The organism is Bacillus cereus group sp. MYBK227-1, from assembly GCF_051916325.1.
GTDB classification, from domain to species: Bacteria; Bacillota; Bacilli; order Bacillales; family Bacillaceae_G; genus Bacillus_A; species Bacillus_A cereus.
In genome coordinates, this window is record NZ_JBQAGK010000001.1 from 150,627 (window position 1) to 165,368 (window position 14,742).

A 14,742-nucleotide genomic window follows, 5' to 3' on the forward strand; every position below is an offset into this window, starting at 1 on the left:
AATGTCTACTTATGGACGAAATGATAGATTTATGAAAGAGAAAAGGGGGAAATTGTTGGCATGTATATGACGATAGGGAGAATTTTTGATTTATCAGTTGGTAAGTATCCAAATAAAGAGGCGTTAGTGGAACCTGAAAAAAATATTCGCTGGACGTATAAACAGTGGGATGAACAAATAAATAAAACAGCGCACGCTCTATTAGAAGAAGGGGTAAGAAAGGGAGATACGGTATCTGTTTACTTATATAATTGCCATGAATTTGTAAACGTTTACTTAGCCTGTGCGAAAATTGGAGCGATCTTTAACCCGATTAATTTCCGCTTAAAAGCAAAAGAAGTATCTTATATTCTTCAGGATGCATCCTCGAAAGTCGTTGTCTTTGAAAAAGCAGTTGAGTCAACTGTTGCTATAATTGAAAGAGATTTTCCAAATACATCTTTTTGGTCTATAGAAAACGATAAACCTTCCTATGCAAGTTCCTACCATGAAAAAGTGAATGAAGCATCTTCTGAGAAAGTAAATATCGAAATTGATGAAATGGATTATTGTTCTATGCTGTATACGAGCGGTACGACAGGTCATCCGAAAGGCGTGTTACACCGCCATCGTGAAATGGCTGAGCATAGTATGATTTGTACGTATTTCCTAAAATATAATAGAGATAGCGTTGGGCTTGTTGTTGCACCTTTATATCACTGTGGTGAATTAAATGCCGGAATCATACCACGCATTCAAGTTGGCGGAAAGAATGTTATTTTGCATCATTTTGATACAGAAACAGTATTACATACGATTCAAGAAGAAAAGATTACGACGTTCTTTGCAGCGCCGACGATGTGGAATATGTTGTTGCAAAAAGATTTAGCTCAGTATGATTTAACGTCAATGAAAATCGGTATATATGGCGGAGCAGCAATGGCACCGGCGTTAGTGAAGGAATGTAAAGAACGTCTTTATATTGATCTTGTTCAAATATACGGAATGACAGAAATGGGGCCAGTTGTTGCATTTCTCGTAGAGGAGGATCAAATTACCAAAGCTGGCTCAGCAGGCACGCCATGTTTTAGCCATGAAGTTCGTATTGTGAAACCGAACGAGGATGCACCGGCAGAACCAGATGATGTATTACCTCCTTATGAAGTGGGAGAAATTATTTTACGCGGCCCAACTATGATGGCTGGCTATCATAATCGTGAAGAAGCGAATAAAAAATCGATGTATAAAGGATGGTATCATTCTGGTGATCTAGGCTATTTTGATAAAGACGGTTATTTATTCGTTGCTGATCGCGTTGATGATATGGTAATTAGCGGTGGCGTAAATATTTATCCTCGTGAAATTGAAGATTTCCTTCATAGTCATCCAGGTATATTAGATGTGGCGGTACTTGGTGAGCCAGATGAATTATGGGGAGAGCGTGTTGTGGCAGTTATTGTGAAGAAAGATGAAACAATAACAGAAGCTGATTTAGAAACGTATTGCAAAGAAAGTGATGAACTAGCAGATTATAAACGTCCGCGTCATTATTTATTTGTAGATGAACTCCCTCGTAATGCGAGCGGGAAGTTGCAGAAGTTTGTACTGAGGGAGTCGTTGAAAGGTGCGAAAAAATAGAAAATGAAGGATGCCCCATATCTATGGGGTATCCTTCATTTTTCTGTATTAAACAGAAGAAACAATATCTTTGTTAATTCTCATTTTTTCTTGGTGAAGGTTAATTAGCGCATTTGAAATAAGGTGGAAACACAAAGTGGATGTAATACAAAAAGAAAAGACACCCTAAGGTGCCTTTCTCCGACTTGAACCATTTCATTTCATACGAATCGGAATCTATCCGTATTACCATTACCCCTTTGTTATGAGTGTAAACACACACTATAAAGCAGAATCGTCTATATACACTAGATTGTTAGTTCACAAAAGACAAGAGATTTGAGATCAATATCGAAGTGACGCCACATCCCCTATAATAATTGATATGTTACGCCTTTTAAAAGAATCTGCTTTATAGAACGTGCCCACAAGTTATATTTTACTACATGTAATATTCATTCAGTGTATTTTTTGATGAATATGTATAATTACATAAACTGTATGAAAAAAAGAGAGTATACTCTGATGTTGTGTAATAAAGATAAAGCCCGCCTATGGAATAGGGGGCTTTTCTTACTTTTTATAAATATTTATTCCAATTATATTATCAGATGAGTCTAAACGAATATAAACGTCAGCTGATAAAAGGTGTGCATTATATATTCGTTGTTTATATGTTGATATCTCGAAGCGTTTTCCATTTAATTCACATTCTAGAATAATCATATCGCCATGTTCTTTCCAATTTATTAATTTAGCAGTTGTATTCATATAAACCTCCTCTGAATCATTTTATGAAAATTAGTAGAGATAGTGTGAGAAAGGAGTTTATATAACAAAAAAAGACACCTTAAGTGTCTTCTTTGATTACTATAAAAGTCGTTGAATGAAATAGGTTTCTATTTTTATTTGCGTGAAAAGCCTTCTTCATCAAGGTATTCCGCAGCTTCTGGATAAGAGTTGAATGTACCGTCTAAGTTTACACCAGCGTACACGTTCCACATGTCATCCTCTGAAATAAGAGTAAGAATATGACCATCTTCGTTCTGCCATTCTTCTTCTTTCGCAGGTTCTACAGGTGCTACTACTTCTTCTTGTGATAGAAGGTCAATTGATTTCTCAATTACTGAACGTAACTCCTCTGCTGAAAACTCACGGATGTTAACCATGCCTTTATCATCTGTTTTATAACCTTTAATACCGCTTGCATATACAAATCCATTTCCATTTGGGTGTAAATGAAATACAACGTTCTTTTTATCTAAACGACTTTCTTCAAAGTGGAAGTTTACACGTTTTAATGATACGTTCTTTCTTTCTAGTTCTGGGAAAGATTCAATAATCGATAATTTTTCTTCAAAAGTTAGCATAGTGCCTCCAAGTATATAGTAAAAGATTTAATTTGTTCATTATAGCATAGTTGCAATTGTTTCCAAAGATAAGGGGGAAACTTTTCGTTGAATACGTTTACGTCACGAGAATGTAAAAAGTGAGCTAACGAATGTATCTTTTTAGGTGTACAATGGAACATGGACTTTATACAAAGGTGGTTTTTTTATGTTTCAAAAAATAGCAAAGGAATGTTTAGCAGGATTTACTGTTGCGATTGTTGCGTTACCACTTGCGATTGCATTTGGTATTGCCGCGACAGGAACATCTGAGGGAGCGCTTGTTGGATTGTATGGTGCGATTTTTGCAGGTTTATTCGCAGCGTTATTTGGCGGGACACCTGGGCAAGTAACAGGACCAACAGGACCAATTACCGTTATTGCAACAGGAGTTATTGCGACGCACGGGTTAGAGGCAAGTTTTATTGCCTTTATGATGGCAGGGTTATTTCAAATTTTATTCGGTGTATGTAAGCTCGGTTCTTACGTTCGATATATTCCGTATCCTGTCGTTTCGGGATTTATGAATGGTATTGCATTAATCATTATTTTAGGCGAAATAAAGCACGTACAAAATAGTTTTTTACTTGTTGTGTTAACGATTATTGTAATGATTGTTTCTGGTAAATGGATTAAGGCGATTCCGTCTAGTTTAGTAGCACTAGTCGGTGTGACAGCTTTGCTTCCTTTATTTTCTTCCCTACTCGAAGGACTTACAGTAAAGTTACCGATTATCGGAAATCTTTCACTAAATAAAGTAATTGAAAAGATTGGAACCATTCCAGAAGCGATGCCTACGCTTCATATTCCATCTTTAAGTGGAACAGGAATAGCAGCACTTATTTTGCCAGCGCTTAGTATTGCTTTATTAGGATCGATTGACTCGTTGTTAACATCGGTCGTAATGGATAATGTGACAGGTACACGTCATAAAAGTAATAAAGAACTGGTCGGACAAGGTATCGGTAATATGATGAGCGGATTGTTTGGCGGATTAGCAGGTGCAGGTGCGACTGTAAGGTCTATCGTGAATATAAGAAGTGGCGGTAAAACGGCACTTTCGGCATGTATGCATAGTGTTATCTTATTTATTTTTATTATGGGTCTTGGTTCGGTCGTACAATATATTCCACTTGCTGTATTATCAGGTATTTTAATTTTAACTGGTATTGGAATGTTCGATTGGGGAAGCATGAAAAAGATGCATGTCGCTCCTAAAGGTGATGTCGTTGTTATGCTCGTAACGATGATTGTAACGGTGAAGTTCGATTTAATGATTGCTGTTGCATTCGGTATTATTCTTTCGTTCATCATATATATGGTGAAATGTAAAGAACGCAAAACTTCTATCGTAAAAGAAAAAGAAGAAACGTACACAATTCAAGGACCGCTCTCTTTCCTATCAGTAGATCGTATTTTCTCTACTTTACAAGATGTGAAGTCACCGGTTGTTTTACGTATGAAAGATGTGCGTTATATGGATGTATCAGGAGCTATGGCATTATTAAATTTTGTTGAGCAATCAAATAAAGTAGGAGCAAGTGTAAAGCTTGAGCAAGTACATCCGAGTATTGAAAAAACAATCGCAGTAATGGCAAGCAATGAACAGAAAGAGCAATTGAAAATTTTAAGTGTTTAGATGGTAATTAGAATATCTCACAATCTTACATAAATTATAATGTAGAGTTGTGGGATATTTTTATAATGTTTTTAGTAATATGTATCGCAGTGATAGAGAGGAAGGGCTCTTTTGAGTAACAGAAACGGTTATAGTGTGTACATATATAATGGAAGGAATTAGAAAAAATATTGTGAAGAGACAGGCTTAAATGGGTTCTCTTTTCTATTTTGAAAAAAAAACCAAGTATTCAACCTATAATAAATTTGTTATGATAACCAATGGGATAAAGTGAATTCCTATCGTTTAAAACAATATGTTTGAGAGTATATGTATAAAAGAAAAGAGAAAAAATATGAATAAAACATTTGTAAAAGGAGCAGCAATTTTAACCATTACAACTTTTTTGTCGAAATTGCTGGGTAGTTTTTTTCAAATTCCATTACAAAATATTGCAGGAGATGAAGTGCTCGGTATTTTCCGCCTTGTTTTTCCTGTATATATGATTGCTCTTACATTATCGGTAGCCGGAGTTCCACTTGCAATTTCGAAACTAATTGCAGAGTTGAACGAAAAAAATAAGCAAAAGGAAATTGCGAAATTATTTAAATCAGCGTCAATTATTGGGATAGCATTTGGCGTTTTCGGCTGTTTAGTCATTGTATTATTTTCTATTGAAATTGCAAATATGCTTGGTGGACAAGAAACTAGAATGCCGTTGCTTATTACTTCATTAGCATTACTCATTGCGCCATACATGGCGGTGTATAGAGGGTATTTTCAAGGTTTCGGTGATATGAAACCAACAGGGGTATCACAGGTCATTGAGCAATTTGTACGTGTGTTTTTTATGTTAATAATTGCTTACATACTAGTATCATGTGATAAGAGTAATACTGTTATTACTAGTGGTGCGATGGTTGGCTCTTTTCTTGGAGTCATTAGTTCGCTTATATATTTGCGTATAAAATATAATAGAAGTCCATACTACAATAAAAGCAATTCCTATTCGCTCCGAGATTTAAGAGAAAACGGCAAAAAGATATTGCGGGTATCGATCCCAATCGCTATTGGAGCTTTATCAATGCCACTTTTAAATTTAGTAGACTCGCTTACAATACCGCATGTATTACAAGGATCATCAACAGAAATTCAAGAACAATTTGGAATATACAGTCGCGGTTTTGCATTCACGCAAATAATTGTTATTTTTGCAAGTGCAATTGTATTTCCGTTAATACCACTCTTAACTTCCGCATTGGCCAAAAGAGATATAAATTTGGCGAAAATAACAATTCAAAATACAAATCGACTAGCGCATGTTTTGACAGCACCGTTAACAATATGGTTGATGGCATTAACAGTACCGTTAAATGTCGGATTGTTCACAGATGTAAAAGGCAGTAGTATGTTAACAGTTATGATTGGCAGTTCGTATTTTACTGCGGTTATGGTATTATCAATAGGTGTTTTACAGGGCATTAACCGTTCTGCACAAGCTGCATGGATTGTTATTGCTGCGAGTTGTGTGAAAGTCGTGTTAAACATAATGTTCGTGCAGAAGTTTGGCATAGATGGAGCGGCGTATAGTACATTCATTACTTACGTATTGGTTTGTATTGTAAATCATTTGTATATTCGAAGCTATATTGCCTATTCTATTCATTTAAAAAGCTTTTTTGGTGTGCTAGCAATAGCATGTATTTTGGGACTAGGATTGTATGAACTATGTAATGTGATAAATATTACATCTTCAAGAATTATGACGTTATTATTCAGTGGTATAGCATTAAGTATTACAACCATTTTGTATGGTGTATGTGCTTTGAAATTAAAATGGATATCAATAAACAAAATACCATTTTTGAAAAGATAAATATAGAAATTTAATTTTTTATTATAATTCATATGAACTGATAAAGAGGAAACTATGTAGGGTATCAAGTGTTTAGGTAAGGAATGGGTACTAGTTTATGTTAGATGAAATAAACGGTTACCTAGTTTTGGAGGAGATTTAGGGTGCGTTTAGTCTTATCAGGATATTATGGTTTTTATAATGTTGGAGACGAGGCGATTCTACAATCAATTATTGAATCGTTAAGTAAAGAGAACCCGGATATAGAACTAGTAGTACTATCAAATGATTCTAAATATACAAAGGAAATGTATGGTGTAGAATCGGTAGATCGCTGGGATATAAAAGCTGTTTATCATGCAATCAAAAACAGTGATGGAGTTATTAGCGGTGGCGGGAGCCTTCTTCAAGATCAGACAAGTACGAAGAGTATTCTATATTATACGGGTATTATGGGACTCGCTCGATTATTAAAAAAGCCGTATTATATTTATTCACAAGGAATAGGTCCAATTACAAAAGGATATAATCGTCTATTAGTAAAATGGAACTTGTCAAAAGCTTCCTATGTATCAGTTCGAGATGAGGATTCGTTTTTATATTTAAAAGAACTTGGCATAAAAAACGATATTGAAATTGTTCCAGACCCTGTTTTAACATGGAAACGGACAAAACAATCGGATTGGTTGCAAAAGCATTCGATACATGGAAAAGTAATTGCGGTTAGTGTGCGTTATTGGAATGCAAAAGAAGATTATATAAAAAAATTAGCTGCGGCATTAAAAAAATTAAAGCAAGAAGGATACCAAATTCTATTTGTTCCAATGCATGAGCCATTTGATCAAAAAGCTTCGCGTGAAGTAGTAGACTTAATGGGAGAAGAGACGTATATGCTTCCATATAAAATGGATATCGACGAGAAAATATTCATTTTATCACAATGTTCATTACTAATTGGTATGCGTCTTCATGCACTAGTTTTTTCTGCTGTAGCCAAAACTCCAATGGTCGGGATTTCATACGATCCGAAAATTGATTCGTTTTTAAGTCAAGTGAATCAGCCAGTTATAGGAAGTGTGGATGGCGAATGGAGTGCTGAATATTTATATGAAATTGCGAAAAAGCAATTAATGCAACAAGGAACTGTGCAGCAAGAGTTACAATTGACAATAGATGAGCTTCGGTTGCAAGGCAAACAGGCAACAAAGAAACTCATTGATCATATGGAAAAAGGCACTTTATTAAAAAAGTAAAGTGTCTTTTATTTTGTTTTGAATGTAATGAAAATTCTAATTAAAAAACGTTTTATTTTAATTCCTATTTATTATGCTAAAATGATTGTGATTATTATATAATCAAATTTGTGATAATAAATTCGTAGATTACGAGGAGGATAACCTTGAAGACTTTTTCAAAAGGTATAACAGCAGTGGCATTAACGGGATCATTACTTTTAACTCCTATTTCAAGTTATGCGGCAAATGATGATATTACAGGACATATGTTTGAGACGCATATGCGCTCACTTATTACTAAAGGAGTTTTAATGGGGTATGGAGACAATGTATATGCGCCTGATAAATTAGTAACAAGAGCAGAGTTTGCTACATTCATAGCAAGGGCTTTAAATTTACCGAAAGCTGATTCGAATTTCGAGGATGTGCCGAAGACTTACGGTTTATATGATGGTGTAAGTAGAGCATATGGAGCGAAAATTATTAATGGTCGTACGAACGAGACGTTCTCACCAAATGATGTGATTACACGTGAAGAAATGTCGATCATGGTAAAGCGAGCGTTAGACTATAAAAATATTAAAGTAGCTGTAAGTCCGCTTACCTTTACTGATAAAGATAGTATTAACTATAAAGAGCATGTGCAAGTTATGGTGGCTACTCAAATTATTAAAGGGTATCCAGAAGATAATACATTTAGACCACATTTATCAGCTACAAGAGGAATGGCTTCAGCTATGTTGGATCGCATGCTTCAGACGATTGAAAAAAACGGAAATACCAATCCTGTAGAAACTAAGAAATATGTTGTGACAAATGTAAGAGAAAACGGAACAGAGCAAGAAGTAGAGCGCTATAATACGTATAAAGAAGCGGTTACGGCTGCTCAAAATAAAGGTATGAATGCGGTAAAATATGAGAACGAATTTTTATGGATTAAAGATGGTTTTGCAAGTGCGAAAAGAATAACTGGGCAAAACATCATTAATATTTATGATGAGAATTTAGCAACAGTATATACGTATATTCAGTATGGAACAGAATTGAAAGTGTTAGAAGTTGGCGAAGATCGTGTGAAAGTTCAACTTTCTGGTTTGACAGGTTATGTGAAGAAGAATGAAATCACTTTAATTCCTACCAATGAAATGAAACAGTCGTCTTATTATGTGAAATCAGATGGATATTTATACCATAAATATTATACATATAATACAAGTTCACCTGGATATACAGAATTTAGATATGGTGTGGCACCTTCTTTCATGAAGCAAGGACAGCAAATGTATAGTGTAGATGGAAAGACATTCGGAGACGAAACTTTCTATCAATATTTCAATTATTTATCATTACGTTCGAAAACAGATTATACAGCTGAACAACTAGATAGTTATGTGAAATCGATTAAGCCAGACTCTCCATTAATTGGTTTAGGAAAGAAATTTAAAGAAGTAGAAAGCAAGTATAATGTAAATGCATTATTCTTATATTCATTAGCAATTCATGAAAGTTATTATGGAACAAGCGCTCTTGCAAAAGACAAAAATAATTTATTTGGTTTAAAAGCAACAGACGATAGTCCATATGGTAACGGAGAAGCATTCAATTCAAAAGAAGATTGTATTGAACATGCAGCAAAATTATACATGAATGAAGGATATTTAAATCCAGGACATTGGCGTTATACAGCAACATATACAGGTGATAAAGCTGCTGGTTTAAATGCGAAATATGCATCTGATGCGAACTGGGGTAAAAAAGTAGCGGGGCATATGAACCGTTTTGATTCTTATTTAGGTAAAAAAGAATACAACAAGTACAAACTTGCACGTGTGATGAATAACGTGGAAGTGAAAAAGAATCCTAGTATATCAAATGAGCGACTGTATCGTTTAAATACAAATGTAGTTGTCACAGTTACTGGTGAAGAAATAATAAATGGAAAAGCGTGGGTTAAAGTTATTTCAGATAATCCTACTGTAACAGAAGCGTATATTGCAAAAGAAAGCTTAGAGTACGTAAAACATTAATTAAATAAAAAAGAAGGTGCTACTAATATTTCGTAGCACCTTCTTTTTATTCAATTTCAAAATCAACAATGATATAAGCGAGAATAACAACGAAGAAAATGCTAACGGCTGGCGCTGTTAATACGTGGCCAGACATAAAGCCAATGCCAAGTGATAGAATGAGTGTGCTCGCTAATAGCATATACTTTACGGTCATGATTTTCTTAAAGTTTGTGATCATGCGGATGAATAATGTAATACCAAAGTATAGAAGTGGTATTAAGTAAATAAGGAAACCGACAATTCCAAATGCGAAAAATAGGTCATGGAAGTCCATTTCAATTAATTTAATTTTATCTGTGTAGTTACCAGCGTAACCCATTCCGAATAGTTTTTGTGAAAGCGGTGCGTCTTTATAGTACTGTTTGTATGTTTTTAAGAATTTGTCGCGATCGCTGTAAATTAAACTTTTTACTTCAGAATCTGTAAGTTCACCTTTTGCATGTTTTTTTGCATCTTCTGGATCTTCTTTAATTACTTTTCCTTCTTTTCGATCTTTCTCTTTTTGTACTGATTTTTTGTATTCGTATATTTGCATGTGAATGCTCATATTTTTTGCGATAGGAGTATGCGGTGTAAGAACAATTAAACCTCCTAGTATAACAGCGGCAACAACGGTATTTACAATATGTGTGAATCCTTTTCCTTCTTTTTTACGATTTATCATATATTCAATGAATGAGAAGAAAAGTGCTACGCCTAATGTAATAACAATTGCGCCATATCCGACTTTCGTTCCGACCATAATACTTGCATACATCGCAAGTATTGTTGGAATCCAGTAATATATTTTTGAGAAAGAAGTTGTTTTATGAATCGAATATAAGACAATGATTGGGAACATAATGGCGAAAAGAGAACTTAAATCATTTCCAGCGAAGAACCAACCTCTTGAACCGATTTTTGAGTGAGGATAGCTTGGGAAATCCGTTCCAGTTTGCATTGCGACAATCATTGTGATGCTTAAAATTAAAGTTGCATATAAGAAATATGTAATGATTTTATGAAATACATACTCTTTATTTTTTAGCTCTTTAAAGGCGATAATATATCCAAACAGTAGCACAATTGGATATACGCTCTTTAAGATAAATTTAACTTCTTCTCCAAATGAAATTGGAGATTTAACCATCATATTATTTACAAGACCGATTGCGAGTGCGATTCCGAGTAAACATAAATAGAGGATGTACTTTTTCGCATCTTGTTGTTTGTGATGAAGAAGTAGGTATCCTAATGCAAGAAGCATAAAGGCGAAACGGACTACAACTCCAACTGTTGCGCTCATGTGTAGTATATAGATTGAAAAAGATGTTAATAAATCTAAAATTGGTTGAAACACAATGAATAGCAATAGGAAATGTGGGAAGTAGTTATCCGTTTGTTTCAACTTATTAACCATATGTTCCTCCAGTTCTTCATTCCTTTATTACAACACCCAAAAGATGGGTATAAAGCCTTTTTTACATAGTAAGGCGAATGAATTTCAATATTTGTTTTTTTATCAAACTTAAGAATACACCATTTCATTGTAATGGTAAATAGATGAAAAGCATGGATAAACCGACTTTAATTTCTATATTTTTCAACGGAATTGTATGTTTTATACGGTATATGTACAAATTGCGAGATTATTAGACAGAAAATTGAGAAAAAAGAAGGATTTTTCAATGGTTCTCTATAATTATATAAGTATAATCTTTATGGAGAAAAGAGGGGTATATATAATGGAAATAACAAGTAAAACAGAATCTGTCGTTGTGAAATATGAAGGCCACGTTGCAACGGTTATGGTCAATCGCCCAGAGGTGTTAAATGCGTTGGATGAGCCGACCTTAAAAGAGTTATTACAAAAGTTGAAAGAAGTAGCGGAAAGTTCTGCGCATATCGTTGTGTTATGCGGGAACGGCCGTGGTTTTTCTGCGGGTGGGGATATTAAATCGATGCTTTCAAGTAATGATGAAAGTAAGTTTGATGGTATTATGAATACCATTTCTGAAGTTGTCGTGACATTATATACGATGCCAAAGCTTGTTATTAGTGCAATTCATGGACCAACTGCAGGTCTTGGATTAAGTATTGCGTTAACAGCTGATTATGTAATGGCGGATATATCATCTGTTATTGCAATGAACTTTATTGGAATCGCTTTAATTCCAGATGGAGGCGGTCATTTCTTCCTTCAAAAGCGTGTCGGTGAAAATATGACGAAGCAAATTATTTGGGAAGGTAAGAAATTATCAGCGACAGAAGCGCTTGATATCGGCTTAATTGATGAAGTAATCGGCGAAGATTTCCAAACGGCTGTGAAGCAGAAGATTAATGAATGGTCACAAAAGCCGATTAAAGCAATGATTCAAACGAAGCAAATTTTATGTGAAGTAAATCGTTCTAATTTAGAGCAAACATTGCAATTAGAAAAGCGTGGTCAATATGCAATGAGACAAACAGCGGATCATAAAGAAGGTATTGCTGCGTTTTTAGAGAAACGTTTACCAGCATTTAAAGGGGAATAAAGTTTGTCCATTCCTCACTGATTATTAGCTCGTTAATTCGGGATAAAGGGGAGAAAGTGCTAACACATTTTAGTATAATTGTGTTAGCACTTTTTTTTAGGAGTAATACATGAAGAAAATGATCGGTGTTATCACTATTATTTTGCTTACATATTCTGCTTTGCATAGTACACCATCTTTGGCAGTTCGGACTGCGTTATTTTTTGAGGGACATCCAAGTGTTGCATTTTCTGACGGGGTGACGAAAGAAAAAGATGTGAAAAAAGAAGCGATTCCAGATGAGTATCAAACTCTATATGGTAAGGACGAAGACTTAGAGCACTATTTCTTTCCACATGTAAGAGCACATGGATCAGGAATTGATATGTTAAGTGCATGCGTGAAGAAAAAATGGTTTTTCTATAAAGCAGAGCTCGGATGTTATTAAATATAGGAGGATGAATGATGTCAGCATATAACAAGTTAGTAAGAGATCGTGTTCCAGAGAAGATTTTAATGTCTGGAAAAACATATACAGCACAAAAATTAACAGGTCAAGCCTACATACAAGCTTTAGCGAAAATTGGAACGGAAGAAATTCGTGAATTTGCTTCTATGAAAGAACGCGAACATGCACTAGATTCTCTTGCAGATGCGCTAGAGGTTATCATTTCATTAGCACGTGCAGAAGGTGCATCGATTGAAGATGTGGAACGCCTTCGTAAGCAAAAAGAGATAGAGCGCGGTGGATTTGAAAGAGGTATTTATTTATTAGATGTTTCAGAAGAATAGTTTTATAGGAAAAGCATAGCGTTAATGAGTAACACTATGCTTTTTTGTTGCAATGAAGCTAATAATGAAGAAGATAGCTGTTAATATCCAGCCGATTGTAATAGAAGTAGTAGTATGAATGGCATAAGAGATTTGTAAACAAAATAATGATGCTAAAAACCAAATGAGTGCAATGTGTATATATTTTTTTGATATATTCATATTTCAGGGCTCCTTTTGTATACTAAAAAGAATTTTACTACAATTTAGAAAATTAGGCCATATAAGTAGAGGTTTTCTGGCGAATTTTGTATACTGAATAGTAGAGAAAATGAGGAGGAAACGACAATGGCACACCATACGAAAGAAACGATGGAACTGATTAAGGAGCTTGTCTCTATTCCAAGTCCATCTGGAAATACAGCAAAAATTATTAATTTCATTGAAAACTATGTCAGTGAGTGGAACGTAGAAACGAAACGTAATAATAAGGGAGCTCTTATTTTAACGGTAAAAGGGAAGAATGATGCGCAGCACCGCTTATTAACGGCACACGTTGATACGTTAGGTGCGATGGTGAAAGAAATTAAGCCTGATGGTCGCCTGAGTCTTTCTATGATTGGTGGATTTCGCTGGAACTCTGTAGAAGGGGAATATTGCGAAATTGAAACATCAAGTGGCAAGACATATACAGGAACGATTTTAATGCATCAAACATCTGTACATGTATATAAAGATGCAGGTGAAGCAAAACGCGATGAGAAAAATATTGAAGTTCGTATTGATGAGCGCGTATTTTCAGCTGATGAAGTACGCGAATTAGGAATTGAAGTAGGAGACTTCGTTTCATTTGATCCGCGTGTTCAAATTACAGAGAGTGGATACATAAAATCCCGTCATTTAGATGACAAAGTAAGTGTTGCGATTTTATTAAAATTAATTAAAAGATTACAAGATGAAAACGTAACATTACCATATACGACGCATTTCTTAATTTCTAATAATGAAGAGATTGGATACGGTGGTAATTCTAACATTCCTGAAGAAACTGTTGAATACTTAGCAGTTGATATGGGAGCGTTAGGTGATGGACAAGCATCTGATGAATATACAGTATCTATTTGTGCAAAAGACTCTAGCGGCCCGTATCATTACGCACTGCGTAAACATTTAGTAGAGCTTGCGAAAACGAATCATATTGAATATAAAGTAGATATTTATCCATACTACGGATCTGATGCATCAGCTGCGATTCGCGCGGGATTTGATGTGAAACATGCGTTAATTGGAGCGGGTATTGATTCTTCTCACGCATTTGAACGTACACATGAAAGTTCTATTGCGCATACAGAAGCATTAGTGTATGCATATGTAATGTCTAATTTAATTGAAGAGTAATTTCATAGATAATAGAGAGCTGATTAAAGATATTATTTTTAATCAGCTTTTTATTTGGCGAAGCGATTAGGAGACATGTTCTAATCGCTTTTTAATCCCGCTATTTGCCGAGTAGTAAGACCCCTCTACCTCAAAATTCAGCGAAAGCAAAAAAGTTAGATGGGGACCGGGCTGCCTGTAAAAGCCCGATTGGTGAGGGCTGATTAAAGTTTTTTATATACATTCATTATAAGTTATATATATGCGATTTTTGTTATACGACCGGAAACGTATTTACTATAGATATATAATGTTATACACTATGAAAGGAATTAATTAAT

General features: G+C 34.8%; 13 protein-coding genes. 9 read left to right on the plus strand and 4 right to left on the minus strand.

Annotation, left to right across the window (positions count from 1 at the left end):
- The first annotated feature begins 60 nt into the window (after positions 1-60).
- Positions 61-1,617: a fatty acid--CoA ligase gene (locus tag ACTFRM_RS00905; protein WP_000281991.1), complete on the plus strand. Its 1,557-nt coding sequence runs from the start codon at positions 61-63 to the stop codon at positions 1,615-1,617.
- Between the two features lie 552 nt (positions 1,618-2,169).
- Here the strand turns inward: ACTFRM_RS00905 and ACTFRM_RS00910 are convergent.
- Both ACTFRM_RS00910 and ACTFRM_RS00915 read right to left on the minus strand, forming a co-directional pair.
- Positions 2,170-2,367, minus strand: a complete 198-nt coding sequence (locus ACTFRM_RS00910) for a hypothetical protein (RefSeq protein WP_001098258.1) — start codon at positions 2,365-2,367, stop codon at positions 2,170-2,172.
- Between the two features lie 134 nt (positions 2,368-2,501).
- Positions 2,502-2,966 (minus strand): hypothetical protein, encoded by a 465-nt coding sequence (locus ACTFRM_RS00915; protein WP_000954998.1) that lies wholly within the window; start codon positions 2,964-2,966, stop codon positions 2,502-2,504.
- 187 nt (positions 2,967-3,153) lie between these two features.
- Here ACTFRM_RS00915 and ACTFRM_RS00920 point away from each other — a divergent pair, with 187 nt between their 5' ends.
- The 4 genes from ACTFRM_RS00920 (at position 3,154) to ACTFRM_RS00935 (ending at position 9,719) form a co-directional block, all read left to right on the plus strand.
- Positions 3,154-4,623: a SulP family inorganic anion transporter gene (locus ACTFRM_RS00920; RefSeq protein ID WP_048655873.1), complete on the plus strand. Its 1,470-nt coding sequence runs from the start codon at positions 3,154-3,156 to the stop codon at positions 4,621-4,623.
- 334 nt (positions 4,624-4,957) lie between these two features.
- A complete protein-coding gene (locus ACTFRM_RS00925) occupies positions 4,958-6,478 on the plus strand; it encodes a putative polysaccharide biosynthesis protein (protein ID WP_025687285.1) in 1,521 nt (506 codons plus the stop codon).
- A gap of 143 nt (positions 6,479-6,621) precedes the next feature.
- Entirely contained in the window at positions 6,622-7,710 is a 1,089-nt protein-coding gene (csaB, locus tag ACTFRM_RS00930; protein WP_001241591.1) for a polysaccharide pyruvyl transferase CsaB, read from the plus strand.
- A 146-nt stretch (positions 7,711-7,856) separates the two neighbouring features.
- Positions 7,857-9,719, plus strand: coding sequence for an S-layer homology domain-containing protein (locus ACTFRM_RS00935; protein WP_000847498.1), 1,863 nt, complete (start codon positions 7,857-7,859; stop codon positions 9,717-9,719).
- A 46-nt stretch (positions 9,720-9,765) separates the two neighbouring features.
- Here ACTFRM_RS00935 and ACTFRM_RS00940 read toward each other — a convergent pair whose 3' ends face one another.
- Complete coding sequence (locus ACTFRM_RS00940) at positions 9,766-11,160, minus strand: O-antigen ligase family protein (RefSeq protein ID WP_173600740.1); 1,395 nt, start codon at positions 11,158-11,160, stop codon at positions 9,766-9,768.
- 301 nt (positions 11,161-11,461) lie between these two features.
- Here ACTFRM_RS00940 and ACTFRM_RS00945 point away from each other — a divergent pair, with 301 nt between their 5' ends.
- The 3 genes from ACTFRM_RS00945 to ACTFRM_RS00955 all read left to right on the plus strand — a co-directional run bounded on the left by ACTFRM_RS00945 (position 11,462) and on the right by ACTFRM_RS00955 (position 13,045).
- A complete protein-coding gene (locus ACTFRM_RS00945; RefSeq protein WP_001999174.1) occupies positions 11,462-12,274 on the plus strand; it encodes an enoyl-CoA hydratase in 813 nt (270 codons plus the stop codon).
- Between the two features lie 109 nt (positions 12,275-12,383).
- Entirely contained in the window at positions 12,384-12,701 is a 318-nt protein-coding gene (locus ACTFRM_RS00950) for a hypothetical protein (protein WP_000738198.1), read from the plus strand.
- Positions 12,702-12,718: 17 nt separating this feature from the next.
- A complete protein-coding gene (locus ACTFRM_RS00955) occupies positions 12,719-13,045 on the plus strand; it encodes a nucleoside triphosphate pyrophosphohydrolase (protein ID WP_001277350.1) in 327 nt (108 codons plus the stop codon).
- A 21-nt stretch (positions 13,046-13,066) separates the two neighbouring features.
- On the opposite strand, the gene ACTFRM_RS00960 is transcribed toward ACTFRM_RS00955, so the two are convergent.
- A complete protein-coding gene (locus tag ACTFRM_RS00960; RefSeq protein ID WP_001027083.1) occupies positions 13,067-13,246 on the minus strand; it encodes a hypothetical protein in 180 nt (59 codons plus the stop codon).
- 126 nt (positions 13,247-13,372) lie between these two features.
- On the opposite strand from ACTFRM_RS00960, the gene ACTFRM_RS00965 reads away from it, so the two are divergent.
- Positions 13,373-14,422: a M42 family metallopeptidase gene (locus ACTFRM_RS00965; RefSeq protein WP_000930085.1), complete on the plus strand. Its 1,050-nt coding sequence runs from the start codon at positions 13,373-13,375 to the stop codon at positions 14,420-14,422.
- Positions 14,423-14,742: the final 320 nt, after the last annotated feature.

Excerpts from the sequence above, each read along its gene's own strand:
- ACTFRM_RS00965 (WP_000930085.1), top strand. The coding sequence starts at position 13,373 with ATGGCACACCATACGAAAGAAACGATGGAACTGATTAAGGAGCTTGTC.
- ACTFRM_RS00945 (WP_001999174.1), top strand. The coding sequence starts at position 11,462 with ATGGAGAAAAGAGGGGTATATATAATGGAAATAACAAGTAAAACAGAA.
- ACTFRM_RS00940 (WP_173600740.1), bottom strand. The coding sequence starts at position 11,160 with ATGGTTAATAAGTTGAAACAAACGGATAACTACTTCCCACATTTCCTA.
- ACTFRM_RS00915 (WP_000954998.1), bottom strand. The coding sequence starts at position 2,966 with ATGCTAACTTTTGAAGAAAAATTATCGATTATTGAATCTTTCCCAGAA.
- ACTFRM_RS00905 (WP_000281991.1), top strand. The coding sequence starts at position 61 with ATGTATATGACGATAGGGAGAATTTTTGATTTATCAGTTGGTAAGTAT.
- ACTFRM_RS00950 (WP_000738198.1), top strand. The coding sequence starts at position 12,384 with ATGAAGAAAATGATCGGTGTTATCACTATTATTTTGCTTACATATTCT.
- ACTFRM_RS00960 (WP_001027083.1), bottom strand. The coding sequence starts at position 13,246 with ATGAATATATCAAAAAAATATATACACATTGCACTCATTTGGTTTTTA.
- ACTFRM_RS00925 (WP_025687285.1), top strand. The coding sequence starts at position 4,958 with ATGAATAAAACATTTGTAAAAGGAGCAGCAATTTTAACCATTACAACT.
- ACTFRM_RS00955 (WP_001277350.1), top strand. The coding sequence starts at position 12,719 with ATGTCAGCATATAACAAGTTAGTAAGAGATCGTGTTCCAGAGAAGATT.
- ACTFRM_RS00910 (WP_001098258.1), bottom strand. The coding sequence starts at position 2,367 with ATGAATACAACTGCTAAATTAATAAATTGGAAAGAACATGGCGATATG.
- ACTFRM_RS00920 (WP_048655873.1), top strand. The coding sequence starts at position 3,154 with ATGTTTCAAAAAATAGCAAAGGAATGTTTAGCAGGATTTACTGTTGCG.